This window comes from Flavobacterium suzhouense, from assembly GCF_042684765.1.
In the GTDB taxonomy this organism is placed as follows: Bacteria; Bacteroidota; Bacteroidia; order Flavobacteriales; family Flavobacteriaceae; genus Flavobacterium; species Flavobacterium suzhouense.
Map to the genome: position 1 here is coordinate 67,052 of NZ_JBHUMD010000029.1, position 25,780 is coordinate 92,831.

The window sequence follows — 25,780 nt, forward strand, 5'->3', positions numbered from 1 at the left end:
ATATATGGACGGAAGTTTTAAAAGAAATTTATTAATAAGCTCAGGTGTTTCAATATTGATACTACTTGTAAGCTCAACAGCCTCTTTTTTGAGTATAAGAAGCCTACTTGAAAGTAATTCACTAGTTAGGCACACTCAGGAAGTAATTTATAATATAAATGAAGCTACATCGGTAATGACCGATGCTCAGGGAGGTATGAGGGGATTTTTGGTAACAGGTAAACAGGATTTCCTTAAACGCTATGAAAATGCTGAAGAGGATACCGGCTTATATATAAATAAATTGGAGCAACTCACTACTGATAATCCATTACAGCAAACGAGTATTAAGGAATTACGTCCTTTGATTAATTCTTTTTATGATTATCTAGATGAAAGAGTCACTGATAAAATGCGCAATGGTGCCATTACTCCGGATGAGCTTGATAATGGAAGAAAGCTTATGGAGAGTATTCGTGGTTTGCTTAAGCGAATGGAAAATGAAGAGCAAAGACTGTTGGCCGAGCGTAATTCAGCATCAGAGAAATATGGCATGTATAGTTCAGTGCTTATAGTTATTGCAGCACTTTTAGCTTTATTAATAAGTGTTAGTTTCTTTGCACGAATACTTAGGGATTATAATGAACGTTTAAAATTACAGTTAAAACTTCAGGAAGCTGAAAAAGAAACAGCCGAAAGAATTCGTGTTATCAGTGGAATTGCAGGTGAAATATCATCCGGTAATTATGAAATAAGGGTAAATGATACGCAGAGTGATGCTTTAGGAAGTGTAGCCGGTTCATTGAACAATATGGCGGTTGAGCTTGATAAATCATTCAGGACGCTTTCGGATAATGAATGGCTTCAATCAGGATTGGCAAAGCTTAATGATGTAATGATTGGTGAAAAAGAAATTGGCCAGCTTACATCCGATATTATAGAACACCTGGCGGCTTATACCAATAGTAATGCTGCCGTATTGTATGTTGTAGACGGACAGGATTTGGTTGCTACGGCAGGATATAGCTATGTTGCGGATAAAAGTCGTATCCGTATTAAGGTAGGAGATGGCCTTAGTGGTCAGGCTGTAGCTTCGCGTTCTATAAAAGAGCTTAAGTCTGTTTCTGCCGATGATATCAAGATCTCGTACGCGTTGGGTGAGACAAAACCTGCACATATAATCGCAGTGCCACTTATTGATGATAAGGTAACGGGAGTTGTCGAATTGGCATCGGTTAAAGAATTTTCAAAACGTAGCATTGCTTTCCTTAATGCTGCGGCTAATAATGTTGGTATAGCTATAACTGCATCACAGAACAGAAAACGTCTCCAGGAATTGCTTGAAGAAACAGAATCTCAATCTGAAGAGTTAAGAATGCAGCATAGCGAGATGGAGAACATTAATGCCGAATTGGAAGCACAAACCCAAAAGCTACAGGCTTCAGAAGAGGAGTTAAGAGTACAGCAGGAAGAATTACAGCAAACTAACGAGGAGCTGGCAGAACGTAGTGTACTTCTTGAAGAACGAAATGTTGAGATTCAGAAAAAATCGGAAGATCTTGAGTTGAGTACACGCTATAAATCAGAATTCCTGGCAAATATGTCGCACGAACTACGAACTCCGCTTAATTCAATATTATTATTAAGCAGGCTGCTTTCAGAGAACAACGATAAAAATATGAACGATGAGCAAATAGAGTTTGCCAAGGTTATACAAAGTTCAGGAAATGGCTTGCTGGGATTGATTGATGAAATTCTTGACCTTTCCAAAATTGAGGCCGGAAAGATGGAGCTTGAATTTATAGATATTGCTACTAAAGAAATTACCGATGCACTTAAGGCTTTGTTTAATGAAGTTGCTAAACAGAAAGGAATCGAGCTGAATATAATTGATGACGAGGCTCCTTTAGTATTAAAAACGGATAAGGTTAGATTAGAGCAAATTCTTAAAAACCTGCTTTCCAATGCAATTAAGTTCACAGCTAAAGGATCGGTAACTCTTGAAATTAAAAAATGTCCTAAAAATGATAAGCTGGTTTACTTTACCGTAAAAGATACAGGTATAGGTATACCTTATGAAAAACAACCGCTTATTTTTGAAGCTTTCCAACAGGCTGATGGCTCCACTAAGCGTAAATATGGCGGTACCGGATTAGGATTGTCTATCAGCAGGGAGCTTGCTAAACTTCTAAAAGGGGAAATTACGCTGAAAAGCGAACCTAATGAAGGAAGTGAATTTACTCTTGTTATACCAATTTCAGGATCGGTAAGACATCAAACTGAAATTGTATACAGGGATGAGCCTCAAAAACCTGTAGATGATAAAGAGTCGGCAGATAAAGAAGAAAAGAATAAATTCTTAAGCCTTTCAATTCCTGACGATGTTCCTGATGACAGGGATATTATTAATGGAGACGATAAGGTAATCCTAATCGTAGAAGACGATACTAATTTTGCTAAATCTTTACTTGATTTTACACGTAAACGTGGTTATAGGGGAATTGTATCGGTAAGAGGAGATGAGGCATTTAACCTCGCTGTAATGTACAGACCGGTAGGAGTATTGCTTGATATCCAACTACCTGTAAAAAGTGGATGGGAAGTGATGGAAGAACTTAAAGGTAACTGGCAGACGAAACATATTCCGGTACATATGATGTCTTCACACAAAATGAAACAGGAGAGTCTTTTAAAAGGTGCAGTTAACTTCCTTGATAAGCCGGTAGCTTATGAGCAGATGCCTGAAATATTTAAACGTATAGAACATATTGTTAATAAGGAATCGCAAAAAGTTCTTATCATTGAGGATAATCCTAAACATGCTAAGGCACTAGCTTATTTTCTTGAGACTTATGACATCAATTCCGAAATTAAAAGTGATGTTACCGATGGTGTTGATGCCTTAAAAAAACAACATATAGACTGTGTAATTCTTGATATGGGGATACCCGATCAGCAGGCTTATGAGATTCTTGAAGGGGTTAAGAAAAATGAAGGACTTGAGAGCCTTCCTGTTATTGTATTTACAGGAAAGAGCCTTTCTATGAAAGAAGAGCTTAAGATTAAGAAATATGCCGATTCGATTGTGGTTAAAACCGCTCATTCATATCAGCGTATGCTTGATGAAGTTTCTTTATTCCTGCATTTAGTTGAAGAAAACAAAACAACAGAGAAAAAAGACACATACAAAAAATTAAGTCTGCTTAATAATGTGCTTAATGATAAAACTGTTCTTGTTGTTGATGATGATGTTAGAAACATTTACTCGCTTACTAAGGCTTTGGAAGTATTGAAAATGAATGTTATTACAGCCATTGATGGAAAAGAAGCTCTGAAAGCTCTTGAGGAGCACCCCGAAGTAGATGTAGTGCTATTGGATATGATGATGCCTAATATGGATGGCTATGAAACAGCTACACGTATAAGAGAAAATAGTAAATATAAAACGCTTCCTGTAATAGCGGTTACGGCTAAAGCTATGACAGGTGACAGAGAAAAGTGTATTAACGCTGGCGCTTCTGACTACATAACCAAGCCGGTTGATGTCGATCAACTATTATCACTATTGAGGGTTTGGTTATATGATCAGCAATAGCTTATAAACGACTAAAGATGGAAAGAAAAAAGATTTTAATTGTTGACGACGATTCCCGTAATATATTTGCGTTAACAGCTACATTAAAGGCCAGGTCGTTTGATTGTTTGTCCTGTCTTAGTGCTGAAGAGGCTTTGGAAGTACTGAGGAGTAATGAAAAGATTGATGCTGTACTCTTAGATATGATGATGCCCGAAATGGATGGTTATGAGGCTATACCATTGATTAAGCAACTACCCGGTAGAAATAAAATGCCTGTTATTGCTGTGACAGCGCAGGCAATGGTAGGAGATAGGGAGAAATGTATTGAGGCTGGAGCAGATGCCTATATCTCAAAGCCTATTGACGTTGACAAATTATTAGAGATACTTAGAACTATTTAAAAGTTATGATAAATGACCGTGAACTTGAGGTATTGATAAATGAAGTATTTGAATACCACGGTTTTGATTTTAGCGGATACTCCCGGGCTTCTTTAAAAAGGCGCGTTGAGCGTTTATACCAGTTAGATGGTTTTAATAATCTGGGAGAGATGCTTACAAAAATCAGGCTCGAACCCACATATTTTAAGCGTATGATAGAAGAGATCACGGTAAATGTGACAGAAATGTTTCGTGATCCTTTATTTTATAAGGTATTAAGGGAGGAAATTATACCTGTGTTGGCTACAAAACCTTTTATAAGGCTTTGGCATGCCGGTTGCGCCTCAGGTGAGGAAGTCTATTCAATGGCAATATTGCTTCAGGAAGCCAATTTGTTGCAAAAATCACTTATTTACGCAACAGATATTAATCCTGTAGTGTTAGATACTGCCAAAAAAGGAATTTTCCCTTTACAGATGATGAAGCAATATTCTGAGAATTATAGAATTTCCGGAGGAAAAAAAGACTTTTCTGATTATTACACTGCCAATTATGGTTTTGCAAAATTCAGTAGTGATCTGTCTGCTAAAATGGTATTTTCAGAACACAATCTTGTGTCTGATGGTTCGTTTAACGAATTTGATATTATACTTTGCCGAAATGTGCTGATTTATTTTGACAAAGAGTTACAAGAGCGTGCATTTACTCTGTTTGATAATAGCCTTGCTAAATTAGGTTATCTCGCTCTTGGAACTAAGGAAACACTTAAGTTTTCATCTTTACAAAAAAGATTTAAGCAGGTTAACAAAGACAAAATATGGAAAAAAGCAGAGTAATAGAAGGTTGTAAGGTACTTATAATAGGTGGTTCTGCCGGAAGTCTAGAAGTTCTTATGGAATTACTGCCTAAGCTAACATTTGTTCCTGATTTTGCCATAGTTTTAGTTTTGCATCGTAAAAGTGCGGAAGACTCAACCCTTGAAGAGCTTATCTCGTACAAAACCGATATTCCTTTGATGGATGTTGAAGATAAGACTCCTTTACGCAGCGGTTTTATTTACATAGCACCTTCGGATTATCACTTACTTTTTGAAACTAATGATGTTTTATCCCTTGATACATCTGAAAAAATAAATTACAGCAGGCCAAGCATCGATGTGTCATTTGAGTCGGCTGCGGAGGTATATGGCCCTGCACTTGTGGGTATACTATTGTCTGGAGCAAATTCCGATGGTACAGAGGGATTACTTGCTATAAAAAGGGGAGGAGGAGCTATTGTTGTCCAGATGCCTGAAAGTGCTCAAATGCCTTTCATGCCAATGAATGCTATTGAAAATACCAGTCCACATTATGTTCTTGATGTAAAAGGAATACTTAATTTTATACTTCATATCAATTCATAAAAATGTCGGATATTAAATGCTATTGTAATTCAGGCTTGTTGTTTTCGGAATGCTGTCAGCCCTATATACTTGGAATAAAAAAAGCACCAACAGCCGAAGCTTTGATGCGTTCGCGTTATAGTGCTTATGCTGTACATGATGCAGATTATCTATGGCAGACTACCGCACCAAAAGAACGTAGATATCATAGCAAACCTGATATGTTGCAATGGGCTAAAAGCAATCAATGGATTAAGCTGGAGATATTAAAAGCCACAGATTTCACTGTAGAATTTAAAGCTTATTACCTGGATTATCGCCTCAAGGCACAGGTTCATCATGAAAAATCATTTTTCATATTGGAAAATGAAAATTGGTATTATGAAAAAGGAGTATATCCGGAATAAAAATAGAAATTGTCTTTCTTTCTAATTGTGAGAATTTTTCCTGTTACTTTAAATTTATTCTGGAAGTACAGTGATTACTAAAGAAATGGGTAATAAAACATTAAGAGTTTTTTATCTTAAAATACTGGTTTTGTCAGTAAAAAAAGGTTAATTTTGTGGTAGTTAGATTAAGTTCCCCCTTTATCGGTTTAACCATAAATTAATTAACTATGACCTTACCAATCAAACAAAGCTGTATTAATTCTAATACAGATAAAATGTATTCTATAAACCGAAATTTAGAAACTATAAATTGTATTTATTACAGATTCTTTATTTCCTCTGGTCAGTGTTTTTTTAATAAACTGTAGAGGAAATAGGAGCTTACAATTTATTAATTTCTTTTAATTTCCGGGTTAATGACATTTTATGAATTCTTGTCACATTTTACGCTTTTGTGTCTTGGCATGCCATGTATCGGTTTTTTGCTGGGTATGCTCAATTATAAATCCTTAGATATTACGCATAAGGGAGTAAGCTGGTACTTACTGGCTATGGTTTTGGTAGATATTATGAGTAGAATTTTAGGCACTACAGGTAATAACTTAATAGGCCTGTTATTCTACAGCCTATTGGAAATGACAATGTTTACCTTTTTTTATTTTAGGTATTTTTTAAAAGCAAAACATCCATGGGTCTTATTTTTATTTTCATCGGCATTTATATATATAGTCTATGAGATACTAATATTCGACAGGAATAACATGGCTGGTTATCAATCTTATGCTAAGGTGGTAGACGATTTTGTAATTATCATTCTGGCTCTAACTTACATTCATGAAAAAGTAAATGTTTTTGAGGCTAAATGGGATAATTTTAGACTGAATGCTGTATTGATAGCTTTTTTTTCGATCAATCTCGTTTTCTTTCTCCCTTTTAATTTTATCATAAACAGATCATCAGGATACCAGTTCTATTTTTGGTTTGGCATATCAATAACCATATTAATGTTCTATTCCTATTTAACATACTCAATATGGAAAAATGGCAGGACCCAAAAGTTATTGCCCTTTGGATCTCAATAACGATAGCGCTAATTGCAACAATAGTATTTCTGGTTGTAAGAATATTGTATGCAGGCTATAAAGGCATGACTGAAGCTAATTTGCGTGAAAGGGAACTAAAACTGGAACATCATAAAAAACTGATGGAAGCAGGGTTGCAGGCACAGGAAAAAGAACGTGCACGAATTGCGGCAGATCTTCATGATAGTCTAATAGGGAAAGTGGCTGTAATTAAGATGAAAAACCAATTGAATGCTTCGGATTCTGAAATAAATCTGCTTTTAGAGGAAGTGATGAATGAAGCCAGGAGGATATCTCACGATTTAACACCTCCTTTATTAGAATTTACGGGTATTTCTGAATTGATTGATGGTGTTTTTTTACCATGGAGTAAAAGATATTCTATCAATTTTATTAATGATAACAGACGTGATGATGATTTACAACCCGGATTCAAAATACAGATTTTACGTGTAGCGCAGGAGTTGCTTATGAATGTTATTAAGCATTCTAAAGCAGACGCAATAGATGTACAGCTACGCTTGACGCAAACAAGCTTTGCTTTGACGCTGAGTGATAATGGGAGAGGTTTTGGTGTAAATGAACAGAAAATGGGAATAGGGTTAAGGAATCTTGAACTTAGGATTGAATATCTCAAAGCAACCTATAAAATAAAATCTGTTAAAGGAAAAGGAACGATTGTAATAGTTTTTGGAATTTTTAAATAAAAAGTGAGTATGGTAAATATTGCTATAACGGATGACGATGCACTAATCGTGGGTCTTTTACAAGATTATCTCAAATCCATTGAAGAATTTGATGTAATTTTTGTAGCTCATAGTGGTGAAGAGTTATTGCAAAAAATGACCGACACAAATGTTTTACCAGATATAGTATTGCTTGATTTGAAGATGACGGGGATGGATGGAATAGAAGCTACACATTTGATAAAAGAGAATTATAAGGATGTTAAGGTAATTATTATTTCTTCTCATTATCAGAAGTTCTTTATGGGATTTATGCTTAAAAGCGGAGTATCTGCTTTTTTACCCAAAGGTATTTCACCATTAGAGCTTGTAAACATTATACGTACGGTACACAAGCAGGGCTATTTCTTTAAAGAAGATCAATTGGCTGTTTTAAGGGATCAAATACCAGCTAAGGTACCCAAACCCTTGTTACAGGAGGATGAATTGTTATCTGAAAGAGAATTGGAAGTACTGAAATTAATATGCCAACAGAAAACGGCTAAAGAGATAGGAGATATGCTGCATATCACTCAACGAACTACTGAAGGTCATAAGAATAATCTCTTTGCTAAAACAGGAGCAAAAAATATTGCCGGATTGGTTATTTACGCAATCCAGCAGAGTATTATTAAAGTTGATGAATTGCCCATAATATAAGGGAGTACGTATAATTACCTGTTTTAATGCAACAGGTAATTTCTACCTGTTGTATGCTATATATTATTATGATCTTTGACTGTTCTTTATATAAGAAATTAATTATTAAATATAACCAAAAACAAGCAGGTTAGCAGTCATTTTTAGCCCCCCCATAAATAGTACTGTTTCGCCCCCAAAGGTGATATATCGCCTGCTTGTTGAGATATTGGAATCTGATTAAGTTGTCGGATTAATTAAATGAGAGCAGCGTGGTAGTAAGTCGCTGCTCTTTTTTTATATACTTTGGTTAGGTATAAAAGCAAAGGGAGATGTCATAAAAATGACAGCTCCCTTTTGTTTAAGTATAAATTAATTAACTTTTGTAAGTTAGAATTTTTTGTCAATAACAACTCTTCTTGTGGTCTCAGAAGTATCTGATGTAATTCTGAATAGGTAAATACCTGATTCAACACCAGTAATATCTACACTTTGCAGTTCTGAGGTTATAAAGTTTTGTTTGATTAATCTTCCATTTAGATCATGGATAGTTAATTTCATATTTCTATGATTTTCAAAACCAGGAATTTTAATAAACACAGTTGTTGTTGCAGGGTTAGGATATAAATTAAGTTCTAGTTTAGTAAGATCATCTAATCCGGAAATTCCAGTTACCACTACAACAGCTTCTGCAGTACTACAATTAGTTAAATCTGTACTGTCGCATATACTATAAGTAATAGTATAAGTTCCGATAGTTGAGTTTGATGGTACTATTAGGTTTCCATCACCATCAATGGTAACACCAATTAATCCGTCATTGTCAACAACACTTATCGTAACATCAGAGTCATTTACAGGTTGATTGTTAAACAAGTCATTTGCTGTAACGTCTCCTGCAATGCCACCTTCAGTCTGCAAGATTTCGTTTGCACTAAAATCATCATTAATAGCCTCAAGAACATTGTTAACAGTTAATGATGCATTATTAGTATACGTTGTACAGCCAGCGCCTGCACTTAAAGCTACTCTGTAAGTGTAACCATTGAAGTTATAAGGAACATCTGTTACAGTAAGCGTAGCAGTTGTAGCACCTGAATAAGTTGGGGTTGTTCCTCCATCTACTACGTTATTCCAGTCGGTTCCATTAGTACTGTATTGCCATTGATAGCCACTTGCATTTTGAGCAGCAGTCATATATGTAATTGTGTTGCCTGCTATGGTCGTCACGTTTTGTGGCTGAGTGGTTACTATCGTTTGGTCCGGTTGGGTTATCGTAAAGTTTTGAGTAGATATACATCCACTACCATCATAAATTGTAAAAGTATAGTCTCCCGCAGCAAGATATAGTGGGTCCGGGGATCCACCATTTGCTGAATCTAATCCAAAAATGTAAGGAGGTGTACCACCAGTTACCGATGTAACATCAACTGTACCGTTACTTGCGCCATAGCAGGTTACATTGTTTATGGCAAGTGTAAAGGTTATAGCTGAAGGCTGTGTAACTGAAAGATTTCTTACCGCTGTACATCCATTTGCGTCAGTAATTGTTACACTATAATTTCCTGCACTAAGTCCACTAACTGTTGGTGTAGTGCCTAATGAGGCCGGTGTCCATTGGTATGTATAAGGTCCAACACCTCCGGATACAGTTAAAGAAATTGCTCCATCATTATTGCTTGAACAAGATACATTCGTTTGAGTTACTACAACGTCAATAGCTTCAGGAGATGTAATAGTTACTGTATGGACAACAGAACATCCAAGCGCATCAGAAACTGTACAGGTATAAGTACCTGCGGCAAGTCCATTTACCGTTGGGCCTCCTGCGCCATTAGACCATGCATACATATAGTTTGGTACTCCACCAGTAGCAGATACTGTAGCAGTACCAGTTGTAGCTCCATGACAAAGTACATCTGTTTTTACAGAAGTGACTACTATCGGTGTTTGTTCGTATATAGTGAATGTACGTGTTTTCACACATCCATTAGCGTCAGTAACAGTTACAGTATAGTTTCCTCCGGATAGTCCGGTTACTGAAGGTGTAGTAGCACCTGAAGGGGCCCAAGAATATGTATAAGGAGCTGTACCTCCCGTTGGAGTTACTGTAGCAACACCATTTGAAGTACCATTACAACTTATGTTAGTTGATGTTCCATTAAGTACAAGTAATGTTGGTTGTGTAATTGTAAAACTTTGTGAGCCTGTACAACCATTACCATCTGTTACTGTTACTGAATAGTTTCCTGGAGCTAATCCTGTAGCTGTAGCTGCAGTACCGCCAGATGGAGACCATAAATATGTATATGTTCCTGTTCCCCCTGTTACCGCAACAGTTGCAGTACCATTAGTACCTCCATTACAAGAAACATTAGTCTGTGTTGGAGTAATTGTTAGTGCAGACGAACCTGTAATGGTAAAATTACGAGTCATTGTACAACTGTTAGCATCTGTAACAGTTACTGTATAGTTACCTGCGGATAATCCGGTAGCAGTGGCAGTAGTTTGTACCGGTGTTGTATTCCATGAGTAGGTATAAGTTCCTGTACCTCCGCTTACAATAACTGTAGCAGAACCATTATTAGCACCAAAACAAGAAACGTTAGTTTGCGTTGTAGTAGCAGTAAGTGCTGTAGGTTGTGTTATGGTAAAGCTCTGCATTGATGTACATCCGTTAGCATCGGTTACTGTTGCAACATATGTTCCGGCAGGTTTACCGGTAATAGTTGCCGAACTACCACTTGCAGGAACCCATGAGTAGGTGTATGGCATTGTACCTCCTGTAGCAGTAACTGTAGCCGATCCGTTTGATCCTCCGTTACAACTTACGTTTGTTTGAGATGATGCTGATGCAACTAAAACTGTAGGCTGTGTAATGGTAAAAGTTTGAGTTGTCTGGCAAAGATTTGCATCTTTAACGGTTACGGTATAGGTCCCTGCGGTTAATCCCGAAGCCGTAGCTGACGTTCCACCTGTAGGTGCCCATACATAAGTATAAGTTCCTGTACCACCGGTTACCGCTACCGTAGCAGACCCCGTAGCCCCTCCATTACAAGCGATATTAGTTTGTGCAAGAGGAGTGGCAACTAAAATAGATGGCTGTGTAATAGTAAAGCTTTGTGTAGTTTGGCAGTTATTTGCATCTTTAACTGTTACAGTATAAGTTCCTGCTACAAGTCCAGAAGCTGTTGCTGCAGTACCACCAACTGGAGACCATTGATAAGTATAAGTTCCTGTACCACCAGTCACGGCTACTGTGACCGATCCATTTGAGCCACCATTACAACTTACGTTTGTTTGTGCTCCAATACCAGCCACTAGGGCTGCAGGCTGAGTTATGGTAAAAGTTTGAGTTTTCTGGCAAAGGTTAGCATCTGTAACGGTAACAGTATAAGTACCTGCTGCTAAACCTGTAGCTGTAGCCGCAGTACCGCCTGTCGGAGTCCATGAATAAGTATAACCTCCTGTTCCACCTGTTGCGTTTACAGTAGCCGATCCATTTGACCCTCCGTTACAACTTACGTTTGTTTGTGCTCCCGCACTTGCTACTAGAGCAGTAGGTTGTGTTATAGTAAAGTTCTTAATTATAGAGCAGCCATTAGATGCTGTGATAAGAACACTATATGTACCAGCAGCCAGGTTAGTTGCTGTATCTGCATTTCCTCCTGATGGAGACCATGTATATGTGTATGGTCCCGGAGCTCCTGAAGGTATTACTCCCGCTGAACCTGTATTAGTACCATTACATAGTATATTAGTTTGGAACGTTGATGCTACTAAAGTATTTGTAGTAATTATCATAAAGTTTTTAGTAACAGTACATCCATTTGCATCGGTAATAACACAACTATGAGATCCGGCTGCTAAGCCAGTTGCGCTCGAAGTTGTAGCTCCTGATGGAGACCAAAGATATGTATAACCGGGAGTACCTCCAAATGGTGTTACAGAAGCGTCACCACCTGCTGAACAGGTTGCATTAGTTTGAGATGTAGTGGCACCCAATGCTGTAGGCTGGTTAATCGTAAAGTTTTTAGTTATAGAACATCCGTTGGCATCAGTAATAACACAACTATAGTTACCTACGGTGAGTCCTGTTGCTGTAGCAGCCGTACCTCCGCTTGGTGACCATACATAGGTATATGATGGTGTACCTCCTGATGCAGTTACAGTTGCAGTTCCTGTAGCACCACCATTACATAATACATCAGTTTTAGATGTAGTGGCAGTAATAACTGTTGGTTGTGTTATAGTAAAGCTTTGTGTAGTTTGGCAGTTATTAGCATCTTTAACTGTTACAGTATAAGTTCCTGCAACAAGTCCAGAAGCTGTTGCTGCAGTACCACCAACTGGAGACCATTGATAAGTATAAGTTCCTGTACCACCAGTCACGGCTACTGTGACCGATCCATTTGAGCCACCATTACAACTTACGTTTGTTTGTGCTCCAATACCAGCCACTAGGGCTGCAGGCTGAGTTATGGTAAAAGTTTGAGTTTTCTGGCAAAGGTTAGCATCTGTAACGGTAACAGTATAAGTACCTGCTGCTAAACCTGTAGCTGTAGCCGCAGTACCGCCTGTCGGAGTCCATGAATAAGTATAACCTCCTGTTCCTCCTGTTGCGTTTACAGTAGCCGATCCATTAGATCCTCCGTTACAACTTACGTTTGTTTGTGCTCCCGCACTTGCTACTAGAGCAGTAGGTTGTGTTATAGTAAAGTTTTTAGTTATAGAGCAGCCATTAGATGCTGTAATAAGAACACTATATGTACCTGCAGCCAGGTTAGTTGCTGTATCTGCATTTCCTCCTGATGGAGACCATATATATGTGTATGGTCCCGGAGCTCCTGAAGGTATTACTCCTGCAGAACCTGTATTAGTACCATTACATAATATATTAGTTTGGAACGTTGATGCTACTAAAGTATTTGTAGTACTAATCACAAAGTTTTTAGTAACAGTACATCCATTTGCATCGGTAATAACACAACTATGAGATCCGGCTGCTAAGCCAGTTGCACTCGAAGTTGTAGCTCCTGATGGAGACCAAAGATATGTATAACCGGGAGTACCTCCAAATGGTGTTACTGAAGCGTCACCACCTGCTGAACAGGTTGCATTAGTTTGAGATGTAGTGGCACCCAATGCTGTAGGCTGGTTAATCGTAAAGTTTTTAGTTATAGAACATCCGTTGGCATCAGTAATAACACAACTATAGTTACCTACGGTGAGTCCTGTTGCTGTAGCAGCCGTACCTCCGCTTGGTGACCATACATAGGTATATGATGGTGTACCTCCTGATGCAGTTACAGTTGCAGTTCCTGTAGCACCACCATTACATAATACATCAGTTTTAGATGTAGTGGCGGTAATAGCTGTAGGCTGTGTTATAGTGAAGCTTCTTGTTGCCTGGCAGTTATTAAAATCGGTCACTGTTACAGTATAAGTACCTGCTACAAGTCCTGATGCGGTTGCACCAGTACCACCTGTTGGTGCCCATGAATAAGTATATGGAAGAGTACCACCTGTTGGTGCTACAGTAGCGGATCCGTTAGAACCTCCATTGCACGAAACGTCAGTTTTATTCCCACCTGTAGCTGCATTAAGCGCTGCTGCCGGTTGGTCAATCGTAAACGATCTCGTAGCTTGACAGTTACTGGCATCTGTTACTGTTACAGTATATGTTCCAGCGGCAAGTCCTGTTGCTGTTGCAGTTGTCTGAACTGGTGTCGTATTCCATGAATATGTATAACCAGGTGTACCACCTGTCGGAGCTACAGTCGCAGTTCCGTTAGCGCCACCATTACAAGAAACATCGGTTTTTGATCCAATGGTACTAAGCGCTGTAGGCTGCGTAATTGTAAAAGATCTTGTAGCTTGACAGTTAGCGGCATCGGTTACAGTTACAGTATAATTGCCTGCTGTAAGCCCCATAGCTGTTGCTGTTGTTTGAACCGGTGTTGTATTCCATGAATAGGTATAACCAGGTGTACCACCGGTCGGAGCTACAGTCGCAGTTCCGTTAGCGCCACCATTACAAGAAACATCGCTTTTACCTCCACCTGTAGCAAGATTAAGCGATGTAGGTTGAGTGATTGTAACATTTACAGTTCCTGTACAGCTATTAGCGTCAGTAATAGTAACAGAATAATTTCCTGCTGCAAGGCCTGTTCTGTCTTCAGCAGTAAAGCCACCACCCCAGTTATAAGTATAAGGGCCTGTACCTCCTGTAGGTGTAAGGTTAATCGCTCCTGTAGTTCCGCCATTACATGCAACATTGGTTACAACGGTAGTTCCACTTACAGTTGAGGTCGGTTGAGTAACGGTAATCCCGCTTATCGTTCCTGTACATCCGTTGGCATCGGTAATTGTTACCGAATAGCTTCCCGCTGTAAGTGATGTCCTGTCTTCAGTAGTTGCACCACCTACCCAGTTATAAGTATAAGGTCCTGTACCTCCTGTAGGTGTAAGGTTAATCGTTCCATTGTTGCCACCAAAACAAGACACATTAGTTACTACAGTAGTTCCGCTTACTGCTGAAGACGGTTGAGTTATTGTTACGTTAATTACCTTTGTGCAGCTATTTGCATCGGTAATAGTTACCGAATAATTTCCTGCTGTAAGTCCTGTTCTGTCTTCAGTAGTAATTCCGCCACCCCAGTCATATGTATATGGTCCTGTTCCTCCTGTAGGAGTAAGGTTGATTGATCCGGTATTGCCACCAAAACATGCAATATTAGTTACAACTGTTGTCCCATTTAATGCCGGTGGTTGTGTTACTATTGGGTTTACTGTTCCTGTACAGCCATTAGCATCGGTAATAGTAACCGAATAAGCTCCTGCACTAAGTCCTGTTCTGTCTTCAGTAGTCACACCACCACCCCAGTTAAACGTATATGGTCCTGTTCCACCAGTAGGAGTAAGGTTAATTGCTCCTGTAGTACCTCCATTACACGCAACATTGGTTACAACGGTTGTACCACTTATGGTTGGTATTGTTAAGCCAGCACTGTTAGAGTTGTCTGAGCATGAGCCGTTTATCACTCTTGCTCTATATTGATAACCATTCATTCCAATAGTTGCTCCTGTTATTGTAAGAACAGAAGTTGTTGCCCCGGAATAAACACCACCATTACTAATATCAGTAAATCCTGCCCCTGTATTTACCTGCCACTGATACACTGTAGTATTAGATGCTGTAACAGTAAATGTTGTATTGGCTCCTGCACAAATTGATCTTGCCGGAGGATGTGCTGTAACATTAGGGAATGGTGTTATTGTACTGGTTACAGCGACATTTTTTTGTGTTGCTCCGGAAGATGTTAAGGTAACATTTCCAGTTGGATTGCCTGATGCAGATGAGCTTAACCTTACGTATATCGGGGTTGATGCTACTGTTCCACCGCTAGGTGTTAAAGTAACACTGGATCCAAAGCCGCTGACTGAAGATAATGAAACTTCATAACCGGTAGGTGCCGTAACAGTGATATTACCTGTTAGGGCAGCTCCCGATGCATTAAAACTTGCTGATGATGAAGATGCTCCTGAACATGAAGTGAAATTGCTAAGCGTACCGGATGTAGTTATGGTTGGGCCGGTTATTGTCTGCCATCTCATAGCATCCATACCAATATAATCTATTGTCCCGGTAGTGGTTACGGTAAACTCATTAATGTTTGTATTCGAGTTGTTAACACTGCCATTACCAAAATTTGTCATGTCTATTAGCCTGAAACCATTTGTCGAACCCACACCGGTTAAAAAACCGCTGGATGTTGTGGCAGTAAACTGACTCGCACCATTTAAAAAACCTTCAATAGTCAATGTTGATCCGCTTACATTAAAATTAGATCCGTCTGATCGTGTTAGATAGAGCCATAAACTTTTAAGAGTAAAAACTGCATTATTAGTAGTTTTAATCGAAAATTTTTTACCTCCTAAAGGAGTTACGGAGGAACTGTTGTCAATAAATATATCGTCTGGTGTACTTCCATTCCATCCATATCCTAAACCAAGATAGAAGGCCTGTATACTAAAAGTATAACCATTCATTCCTGTAATGGTAAAACTTTGGCCATTATCAGTAAAAGTTGTGGCACCGTCGACCGTTTCATCTTCAAAAGTCTCCGTTGTCTGTGCCATAAGGCTCGCAGTAGAGAAGAGAAGAAATAAAATTAGTAAGTAATATTTTTTCATTTGTAAGGGGTTAAGTTAATCGTTGTATATTGCGCAGAAATTTACTTAAAATTTAAAATATATGAATAGTTATATTCAAAAATGTGAATTTATTGTTAGTTCTATACTTGAAGCCCAAACACCCGAAGATTATATATCGTCAGCAGAGAGGCTATCAGATTTTTATGCTCAACTGGTAACTTCGAATGAGTATCTTACTCAGGATAATGAAGTAGCAGTTAAAGGCGGCGTTGCTTTATCAGGCCTTCATGCCGCAGCCTGCGTTGATGATTTTTTTCGAACTGTCGCTTTCATCAAAGGGGTTCATAAAGCTATAAATAAGCTTAGCGATGATTTCCCAACAAAAACTATTAATATACTATATGCAGGTACAGGGCCTTACGCCACTCTTATTCTGCCATTGCTGCCATTGTTTGATACAAATAGATTGTCCGTAATATTTCTGGACATCAATGCAGCTTCTATTGAATCAGTTCGTAATCTCACAGATATTTTAGGACTGAACGGCTATAGCCTGGATTATGCAATTGCCGATGCTACAACCTATGTTATACCAGAGCATTTTCCTGTAGATCTTGTTGTATCAGAGACCATGCATTATGGCCTTACTTTAGAACCACAGGTAGCTATAGTTAAAAACCTGTCTCCACAAATGCCGACTCATGCAATACTAATCCCGCAGGAAATACATATCGATTTTGGCTATTCGTTCTTTGCCTATGAGCCTTTTGTTAGCAAATTTGCGGATATACCAAAGGGCTACAATAAATTGCAGCCCTATGAATACCGTAAGATTATTGACAGATTATTTACAATAAATAAAGAACTGTTTGTTAATCAGGTTAATAATGATTCTAAAATTGTTAGTTCCTTTTATCCTTTACCGGCAGAATTCAGTAATCATCCTGACGTTTGTATTTATACCGGAGTAACAATCCTTGATGATATTAAATTAACAACAGCTGAATCATTGATTACTAATCCATACTGTATTGTGTCTTTGTTAAATCTGGCCGGCAATTCACATATTCAGCTTGTTTATGACTTTAGTGATATGCCGAAATGGTTATATAACCTTCAGGAGCAGTAATTAGTTACGCGAAGGAAAAATACCTTCAAGACAAATAATATAGTTCATAGCAAGATATGGCTGCATTATACTAAAAGGCTGATTTCCTCCTGTGGGTCCTACCGTTACAGAATTAGCAATATTAACATTTGGTGTTGCAGTTGTATATCCTAAACTGGCCACAAAGTCTCTTCCCTGAGTAGTTCCTGGTATTCCAAGTACAGTACCTGCTGTAGGTGTACCTGTATTTGAGTTTGTATTACTCACAAAAATTTGACCAGTATGGTTGTGAGATGGTATTTGTGATGTATTAAGAGTTACTGTAGGAGTTCCGGCTACTTGTCCGGGTACATAAGTTGTGCCTAATCTGCTTGTACCTGCGCCAATAGCTGTATTACCCTGTAAATTTGGCAAAGCAAAAGTACTTTGGCCATCACCGCCATAAGTTGTTCCTAAAATTGAGAATAAAGCTGTGTTTTGAGATATTGATAAAAGTTGTCCATTGCATAGAGCCCATCCTCTTGGAGCAAAGTTTCCTGCGAATAATTTTACGATTCCAATAAATTCTTCCATAATTCTTTGGTCTTTTATAAGTTAATAATTTTGGTTTAATTGTTTGTGGCTAAATTAGATAATGTGTTAAAGCTAAAACCGAGTAGATTTACCTGTTTTTTAATCAGAAAAAAGATGTTTTTTTGTACTATATCGATTATACGTAGGTTTTATAATTCAAAAAATAAAGAATCTTGCAAATAATTACTTAATAATTATTTTATCTTTGATAATCTAAGATTATTACTAAAAGCATTAATTTGCTGTTGAAATAAACAAAACCGAAGTTAGTTTTACACTATTGAAAACCAATTAAATAAATTATAATATGGCACAAACAAAATCAGACACAATTTCATTAGAAGATGCAATCCGTTATGCTAAAACATGGAGAGGAGTAGAAGGTACTTATAATGCGCATAAAGAACTTCACGCATTTTTAATCCCTGCTGATGATTTTTCGGGTATTCTTGCACAAGGTCCAATAGAATTTGTTAGAGGTTATTTAGGAGTTGACGATAATGGAGTTGAAAAGCTTATGTTCGTTGGTACTAAGTATGATGCAACTACAGATACTTATATAGATTTGTTACCAGGAACACCTGAAAATTATAGCATCTTTGATATGACAAGACCTTGTCCTAACGCTTGCGATAATAATAGTGTATTGAATAACGGGTAATAAATGTATTTATTAAAATTGTTATCATATGTAGGACATTGTATCCTGCTAATAAATACAATTGTTTATTCTATAGGCTTTTCCCAAAAAGGAAAAGCCTATAAAGCTTTTGTTGTATACCTTTTTTGTGTTTTTGTTATGCAAACTGTCACAGAGGTTTATGCAGCACAAAATTTGAATAATCATTTTATAGCCACATACTATTTATTTTTGCCACTTATATTATTGAGTTTATTTTTTTTCAGGCTTTTTTCAGATGTAAATTCCTGGAAGAGGTATATAGTTTTATATGCCAGTCCGATAGCTGTTGTAGGGTTTATTATTCAATACTGTTTTTTACCGGATCTATATTATGAGTTTAATTCTATAGGTTTGTTGGTTGCCACCTGCTTATTGGTGGTATATGCTGTAATGTATCTTTTTGAGCTTATTTCGAAACAACTCGAATTTCATTATGTAGTTATCGGTATATTCATTTATTCTATTAGTAGTTTACTGATATTTGTTTCGGCAGCTTCAGTGGTGTCGTTCAACCAAGAAATGAGTAACTTTATCTGGAATATAAATGCTTTATTATTTATTGTCTATCAATTGTTAATTTTGTGGGAATGGAAACAGACTTATTATCTAAGGCCAACCAGACGGGATTGATAATTATTACCGGTATCTTCCTAATGTTCTTTATGGGGACGATATTGTTGCTTTTTTTTCACTATTCAAAAAAGAAAATATTTCAAAAGGAACTTGAAAAGAAAGAACTCGAAAATGAATATCAAAAAGATCTTATTCTCGCTACCCTTGAAGTTCAGGAAACTGAACGCAAACGTATTGCCCAGGATTTGCATGATGACATAAGTTCTAAACTTAATATAGTTTCATTAAATAGCCATATGCTAACTACACCTGATCTTACCCATCAGGAAATTACGGAAATTACAGGTAATATTATAAATATGATAGGCAAGACTCTAAATAACTCCCGGAGGCTTGCACATGATCTTTTACCTCCTGTATTAGATAAGTTTGGACTTGATGCGGGTATCGAAGAGCTTTGTTTCGAGATTAACAGTACAAAATCTATTGAAGTTCAGTATGATAACAGGGTTAAGTTTAATGAAGAAGATAAAAATAAGCACCTTCACGTTTTTAGGATAATACAGGAATTAACCAACAACTCTATAAAACATGGTAATGCGTCATTAATATCATTAAAATTTGAAAGTGTGGAAAGTAAAACCGTTTGCACTTATTCTGATAATGGGAAAGGTTTTGACAGTAAGGCTGTAAGAAATAAAAAGACAGGCCTTGGAATGAAAAATATCGAAAGCCGTATAATTTTTCTTGGAGGGTCTATAAAAGTAAATTCGGCTGTTAACAAGGGAATTAACGTGGTATTTAATTTTTAGATTATGGAAAATATCAAAATTGCATTAGCAGATGACGAAGTCTTATTCAGAAAAGGAATTTCTTTTTTGTTGCAACGCAAAAAGAATATAGATATAATATTTGAAGCTTCAAACGGTGAAGAACTTGTTTCTTTTTTACGTGAGAATGCTGGAAATGGTACAAATCCTGACATAATAATAATTGATCTTAAAATGCCTGTCCTGAATGGGGTAGAGGCGACAAGGATAATACATGATGAGTTTCCTGATATTAAGATCATTGCACTTACCAGTTATAACACCCGTTCGTTTGTTGCTAATATGATAGAAGTTGGGGCAGCTTCATACCTGGTTAAAAATACCACGCCACAGGAATTAATGACTACCATTACTGAAGTATATGATAATGGTTTTTATTATAATGATGATGTACTTCAGGTAATCCATGAATATCTAATATCTCCAAAGAAAAAAACGAAGAGCAGGTATCTGGATGAGCAGCTTACTAACCGTGAAATAGAAGTGCTAAAACTTATTTGTAAGCAACATAGTGGTGCTGAAATAGCCGAGAAACTATTTTTAAGTGTGAGAACTGTTGAAGGTCACAGAAATAATTTACTACGCAAAACCGAATGTAAAAATATGATAGGACTCATTATTTATGCTATAAATAATGAATATGTTACACTAGAAAGCCTGTTGGACTAACATTTACCAGGGATAAGATTTTCTTTCTTAAAAAAAGAATCGCCAGAAGAATTTTCTCCTGACGATTCTGACCCAAATAAACTAACTCAACTTATTTTTTATTAAGCTTACGTAAATAGTTACGAGCTTTAATTCCACTTTCTTTAAGATCAGTTTCTTTCCACTTTCCATTAGAAGATGCTGAAGGTTTTAAGACACTGCATGTTTCATCTTTGTCGGAAACTGACCAGGTAACCCAGCTAATTCCCCTGGCTTCCATCCAGTCTATCCATTTTTGCCATTCTTCAGTATTTAAAGGACCATCTCCTGTTGCTTCCATACCGGCACATTCAGAGACGAAAACTGGCAGACCTTTCTTTATGGCTTCATCAGTTCTGTCACGTAATTCCTGTTTGTGTGTTGCAGCATAAAAATGAACTGTATACATTAAATTGTCATATCCTTTTATTGGGTCGGCAGCGGGTAAATTAATATCCTGATCCCAGTGAGGGCATCCGACAAGGATAATATTGTCCGGATCATTTTTCCTGATAACTTTTATAACAGCTTCGCTATATGCTTTTACTTCAGGCCACGTTTCGTCATCAGGTTCATTAAATACTTCATAAATAACATTTGGAAACTTTCCATACTCTTTAGATATTTCATCAAAGAATTTCTTAGCTTCTTCCAGATTGATGTTGTGACTATGCCAATCTACTATTACATAGATATCTTCTTTTATAGCTCCATCAATAACAGCTTTTATTTTTGCCTTTGAGTCTTCAGGATTTTCTTTATAAGTAAGTCCTTTAGATCCTGTTTCAATTCCCATCGCGGCCCTAACAATTGTAACATTCCAATCGTCTTTAAGCCACTTAACACTATTAGCATTATAAAAGCGCGGCCAAAAGCTGTGCCAGCCGTAACTCATACCTCTTAGGGTAATCTGCTTTCCATTTTTATCAGTAATCTGAGTTCCTTTTACACTTAGTTGACCGTGTTGTTTTACAGTTTGTGCAAAACATCCAAGGCTGATAAAAAGTACCGCAATTGTTGTTTTAATAATTTTTTTCATGCTTATTTCTTTTGGTAAGGCGAAGCGTAAGAATATCGTGTGCAGGTATATCTGCTTTTAGAGCCTTTTTAGTACTAGTTCCTTTATCTTTTTTATCCCAAAGGTTTTTAAAGGTGTATGTAGTAGAACTGAAAGCAGCGTCAAGTTTATTGATCTCATCATATACCTTTTGAGATGCCCAGTTGTAATCAATTTTTTTTGCGGTAGTGCTTCTGTTTAAAAAGGCAATTGCCCAGTCGCCATTAACAAGAGGTTTAGCCCATACTTCCAAACCATCTTCTTCAGATACTTTAAAACCCTGTATCCCCAATTTGTCCTGGTTTAAAGCAATAACTTCTTTGTTTGTTAATACTTCACGTGTCTCAGCAGACATATTTCTAAGGTCATTTCCTGCAATAAGAGGTGCCGCAATCATTGCCCACATTGTAAAATGCGCTCTGTCTTCACCAGGAGATAGCGCTCCGTTTCCTACTTCAAGCATGTCGGGGTCGTTCCAGTGTCCCGGGCCGGCATACTGACGTAATCCTTTTTGCATATCCAGAATTTGCATTACACCAAAAGCTTTCCATGTGCCATGATCCTTAATACAGTCGAAACAGTTATAAATATCTCCAGTTGTTCTCCATAAATGACCTACATTTTGTCCCCATTCCCATGGTTTATCAGTACCCCATTCACATATGCTTAAAACAATTGGACGTCCGGCTCTTTTAAGAGCAGCAGTAATTGTTTTATAAGCGCCTTCAGCTTTAAGACCTTCTGTATTACACCAATCATATTTAATATAATCGATACCCCATTGGGCATAGGTTAAGGCATCCTGAAATTCATATCCACGGCTTCCGGGTCTGCCTCCGCAGGTTTGAGATCCTGCATCAGAGTAGATTCCAAGTTTTAGTCCTTTACTGTGTACATAGTCAGCAAGCGCTTTCATTCCTGAGGGAAATCGGGTAGGGTCAGGGTGGATAAAACCTTTCTCGTCCCGATCGCCATGCCAGCAGTCGTCAATGTTTATATATGTATAACCGGCATCTTTCATACCGGTTGAAACCATAGCATCTGCCATTTCTTTGATCATATTTTCGTCGACATTACAGGCGAATTTGTTCCAGCTGTTCCAGCCCATAGGTGGTGTCATGGCCAGCCCCTGATATTTTGTATAGTCCTGAACGTAGTTGTTTCCTTGTGCAAGAGCAGCACCTGCCCAAGCAACGCATAATAGTGAATAGAATAATTTTTTCATGGAAATTTGATGGTAATGTTTATTGGTTTCTGTTCTTTATTAAAAAGCATTCCCCGAATTGACTCCGGGGAATGCTACAAAAAACAATTTATAAAATATTACTGGTCATTTTTAAAATAACCTATGTTGTCAAAATAATAGTTATGTTTTGAACCTGTGAATTCCTGGAAAGAAATGTTTTGAAGTGCTTGTGGCTGTCCTCCTAATTCTGCCCAAGTAAAGCGGTATTCTGTCCACTCGGTACTTGTGTTGAATGCGTGAGTGGCATCACCCCAAAACTGACCATTGAAAATGAACACAAGTTTACCGGCATCATCCGAACGAACAGCAATTCTAATACCGTCATATTGAGAAATGTTTTCATCCCAAGCCCAGTTACCCTGAATGTTATCCCATCCGTTGATCTCTTTTTTGATGAAGGTTGTCCCCTGGTAAGCATTAGCAAGGTCAGTTACATATACATGGTTATTCCAGTCTTCAATTGTCCAAGGAGAATAGAAAGCATCATCATAAATAGCAGTGCCTATAGCTGTATTCCATTCATTTTTACCTGAAATGGTTTTAACCTGAACATATTTTTGCTGAGAACCCGGAGGTAATATAGCAACGATTTGTGTTAATGAATTGGATACAATTTCTGCCTGAACTCCGCCAACAGTTACAATTGGGTCAAGAAAATAGTTACCATAAATAGTGATTTGCTCGCCATCTGCAGCATTTACCGGCTGAAAGCTTTTAACCTCTGGAGCAGGTGGAGCTACTATGAAATGATAAATTGCGGTTCCTTTAGGGGTTACAACTTTTAATTCATCACTGGCATTTTCATACGGCGTATGTTCGTCGATAGTAACAATGATCACCTCATCTGTAACTAGTGTTGAATTGAAATAAGTATCTGTTTCATTGAAGTAAATTTTCTGAGTATCAGTAAATCCTTTACCTCTGATGATATACATATTTTTGGCGTAACCCTGATCAACTAACGAATCGTTATAAGCATAACTTACACTCTCGATAGTTGGAGCTCCTGATTTTGCATCATCATCACTGCATGATGTAAGGCTTATAAATACTGCAACTATAGCAAGTATATATAGCGTAAAATTATTTTTTAAATTTTTCATAATTCTTTAATTAATTAAATTCATAAGGTACAGGAGGTTCTATTAATAGTGGATTTTTAGCCACATCATTATCAGGGTAAGGCAGGTAGAAATCGCTTTCAGAAGGAGTATAGAACTCTGCAGTCCACATGTTGCCTCTGTTTTGTGCTCCCATAATTGCAATAGCTTGTGCTCTTGGCATTCTTCCAAGGTCAAACCAATAATCACCCTCAAAACATAACTCTTTTCTTCTCTCAAGGAAGATATCGTCCTGAGTAATGCTTGTAACGCTCTCTAATCCGGCTCTGTTTCTTACAGCATTGAACGACTCAAGTGCTGCTGCATCAGAAGTACTTCCACCACCTGCAAGAACTGCCTCGGCATGGATTAGTAAAAGGTCTGCATAACGCATAATATATGTACAGTTTTGCATCATAGCCCATCCGTCTATGCTTCCTGTCTGGTCACCATTTTCAATACCGATACAGTACTTTTTGATAGCAACCCCAGAACCTTGTCCACCGATATCTTCAGCTGAAGGTACTGTGAATCCCATTTGCTCTGTTTTTCCTCCATTAACCAGTACTTTCATCGTAGGATAAGTATCTCCCGGGAACATTATGGTTTCATGTCTTCTTTTATCAAGAGGGTCATAAAGGTTAATAACATCCTGAGAAGGAGCAAATACACCACCGTAACTTGTATTTGAAGTAGTAAGTGCAGATGTACTGATACCAAACTGTGTATTACAGTTATTACCTGAACCATAATTACCATCATTTACCCACTGTAATGAGAAGATAGATTCTTCATTATTATTATTCGGGTAAGTAAACAGGTCACCAAAAGTTTTTCCGGGAAGTGAAGTACCTCCCAATAGTTTAAACTCACCGCTATTAATAACTTCTTCTGCCATTTGTTTAGCACCGGCATAGTTTTTCATATATAGGTAAGCTTTAGCAAGCATGGCTTTTGCAGAACCTTTAGAAACCCTTTTGTTTGTTACATAAGCATTGGTTCTTGTTTTGTCGTATAGCCTGTCTATAGCCTCTTTATAATCTTTTTCAATCAACGTGTAAACATCTTCAATTCTGTTTGTTGGGAATTCAGGTTGATTTACATAATCAAGACTATTTTCAATAATTGGCACAGGTCCCCATAATCTTACAAGGTAAAAGTATGCTGTAGCCCTCATAAAGTAAGCTTCCCCAAGAGTGTTTTGTACGACTGCAGGGTTTACACTGGGGTCAACACGCTCTTCAAGGAAATTAATAAGCGCATTTGCCTGTTGTATGTTTGACCATAAAGATCTCCATCCCTGAACCAGTTCCGGGTCACTTCCGTTTATTGCAAATGTACGCATTGCGTTTACATCCGATGAGTTTGTATACATATTACCTGAACCTACCTCAGAAACAGCATAAAAGAATTTATTATTAAACTGGAACCATGTTCTGGCATACATACCATTAGTCGCAGATTCCACTTGAGCATCTGTTTTATAATAGCTGTCAAGTGTAATCTGATCTTCAGGTGGCCTGTTAGCAAACTCTTCCGAGCAGGAAGCAACACCAAGGCTAAATACTGCTATCAGGCCTAATATTTTATATCCGTTAAGAAATCTTCTTTTCAT

General features: G+C 37.6%; 18 protein-coding genes. 12 read left to right on the forward strand and 6 right to left on the reverse strand.

Annotation, left to right across the window (positions count from 1 at the left end):
• The first annotated feature begins 4 nt into the window (after positions 1 to 4).
• The 8 genes from ACFSR3_RS15275 (at position 5) to ACFSR3_RS15310 (ending at position 8,173) form a co-directional block, all read left to right on the forward strand.
• A complete protein-coding gene (locus tag ACFSR3_RS15275; RefSeq protein WP_379822214.1) occupies positions 5 to 3,574 on the forward strand; it encodes a response regulator in 3,570 nt (1,189 codons plus the stop codon).
• A 17-nt stretch (positions 3,575 to 3,591) separates the two neighbouring features.
• Positions 3,592 to 3,957, forward strand: a complete 366-nt coding sequence (locus tag ACFSR3_RS15280; protein ID WP_379822216.1) for a response regulator — start codon at positions 3,592 to 3,594, stop codon at positions 3,955 to 3,957.
• Between the two features lie 5 nt (positions 3,958 to 3,962).
• Positions 3,963 to 4,772, forward strand: a complete 810-nt coding sequence (locus ACFSR3_RS15285) for a CheR family methyltransferase (protein ID WP_379822217.1) — start codon at positions 3,963 to 3,965, stop codon at positions 4,770 to 4,772.
• On the forward strand, positions 4,754 to 5,338 hold the full coding sequence (locus ACFSR3_RS15290) for a chemotaxis protein CheB (RefSeq protein WP_379822218.1): 585 nt from the start codon (positions 4,754 to 4,756) through the stop codon (positions 5,336 to 5,338). Before ACFSR3_RS15285 ends, ACFSR3_RS15290 begins: the two co-directional genes overlap by 19 nt.
• Positions 5,339 to 5,340: 2 nt before the next feature.
• Positions 5,341 to 5,724, forward strand: coding sequence for a YchJ family protein (locus tag ACFSR3_RS15295; protein ID WP_379822219.1), 384 nt, complete (start codon positions 5,341 to 5,343; stop codon positions 5,722 to 5,724).
• Between the two features lie 398 nt (positions 5,725 to 6,122).
• Positions 6,123 to 6,788, forward strand: coding sequence for a hypothetical protein (locus tag ACFSR3_RS15300; protein WP_379822220.1), 666 nt, complete (start codon positions 6,123 to 6,125; stop codon positions 6,786 to 6,788).
• Positions 6,740 to 7,495, forward strand: coding sequence for a sensor histidine kinase (locus tag ACFSR3_RS15305; protein ID WP_379822221.1), 756 nt, complete (start codon positions 6,740 to 6,742; stop codon positions 7,493 to 7,495). Before ACFSR3_RS15300 ends, ACFSR3_RS15305 begins: the two co-directional genes overlap by 49 nt.
• A 9-nt stretch (positions 7,496 to 7,504) precedes the next feature.
• Positions 7,505 to 8,173: a response regulator transcription factor gene (locus ACFSR3_RS15310; protein WP_233506612.1), complete on the forward strand. Its 669-nt coding sequence runs from the start codon at positions 7,505 to 7,507 to the stop codon at positions 8,171 to 8,173.
• Positions 8,174 to 8,542: 369 nt separating this feature from the next.
• Here the strand turns inward: ACFSR3_RS15310 and ACFSR3_RS15315 are convergent, their stop codons facing one another.
• Positions 8,543 to 16,348 carry a T9SS type A sorting domain-containing protein gene (locus ACFSR3_RS15315; protein WP_379822223.1) on the reverse strand — a complete coding sequence of 2,602 codons (7,806 nt, stop codon included), beginning with the start codon at positions 16,346 to 16,348 and terminating at the stop codon, positions 8,543 to 8,545.
• Between the two features lie 61 nt (positions 16,349 to 16,409).
• Between ACFSR3_RS15315 and ACFSR3_RS15320 the strand changes: the two genes are divergently transcribed.
• Complete coding sequence (locus ACFSR3_RS15320) at positions 16,410 to 17,438, forward strand: hypothetical protein (RefSeq protein ID WP_379822224.1); 1,029 nt, start codon at positions 16,410 to 16,412, stop codon at positions 17,436 to 17,438.
• Here ACFSR3_RS15320 and ACFSR3_RS15325 read toward each other — a convergent pair whose 3' ends face one another.
• Positions 17,439 to 17,990 (reverse strand): phage tail protein, encoded by a 552-nt coding sequence (locus ACFSR3_RS15325; protein WP_379822226.1) that lies wholly within the window; start codon positions 17,988 to 17,990, stop codon positions 17,439 to 17,441.
• A gap of 307 nt (positions 17,991 to 18,297) precedes the next feature.
• Between ACFSR3_RS15325 and ACFSR3_RS15330 the strand changes: the two genes are divergently transcribed.
• From ACFSR3_RS15330 to ACFSR3_RS15340, 3 genes are all read left to right on the forward strand, one after another.
• Positions 18,298 to 18,651 carry a hypothetical protein gene (locus ACFSR3_RS15330; protein ID WP_114756890.1) on the forward strand — a complete coding sequence of 118 codons (354 nt, stop codon included), beginning with the start codon at positions 18,298 to 18,300 and terminating at the stop codon, positions 18,649 to 18,651.
• A 608-nt stretch (positions 18,652 to 19,259) separates the two neighbouring features.
• Positions 19,260 to 20,057: a sensor histidine kinase gene (locus ACFSR3_RS15335; protein WP_379822228.1), complete on the forward strand. Its 798-nt coding sequence runs from the start codon at positions 19,260 to 19,262 to the stop codon at positions 20,055 to 20,057.
• A gap of 3 nt (positions 20,058 to 20,060) precedes the next feature.
• Positions 20,061 to 20,744, forward strand: coding sequence for a response regulator transcription factor (locus ACFSR3_RS15340; protein ID WP_379822229.1), 684 nt, complete (start codon positions 20,061 to 20,063; stop codon positions 20,742 to 20,744).
• Between the two features lie 91 nt (positions 20,745 to 20,835).
• Here ACFSR3_RS15340 and ACFSR3_RS15345 read toward each other — a convergent pair whose 3' ends face one another.
• The 4 genes from ACFSR3_RS15345 to ACFSR3_RS15360 form a co-directional block, all read right to left on the reverse strand.
• Entirely contained in the window at positions 20,836 to 21,801 is a 966-nt protein-coding gene (locus tag ACFSR3_RS15345) for a glycoside hydrolase family 5 protein (protein WP_379822230.1), read from the reverse strand.
• Complete coding sequence (locus ACFSR3_RS15350) at positions 21,785 to 23,044, reverse strand: glycoside hydrolase family 27 protein (protein WP_379822232.1); 1,260 nt, start codon at positions 23,042 to 23,044, stop codon at positions 21,785 to 21,787. Before ACFSR3_RS15350 ends, ACFSR3_RS15345 begins: the two co-directional genes overlap by 17 nt.
• Positions 23,045 to 23,142: 98 nt before the next feature.
• Complete coding sequence (locus tag ACFSR3_RS15355; RefSeq protein WP_379822233.1) at positions 23,143 to 24,168, reverse strand: IPT/TIG domain-containing protein; 1,026 nt, start codon at positions 24,166 to 24,168, stop codon at positions 23,143 to 23,145.
• Between the two features lie 10 nt (positions 24,169 to 24,178).
• On the reverse strand, positions 24,179 to 25,780 hold the full coding sequence (locus tag ACFSR3_RS15360) for a RagB/SusD family nutrient uptake outer membrane protein (protein WP_379822235.1): 1,602 nt from the start codon (positions 25,778 to 25,780) through the stop codon (positions 24,179 to 24,181).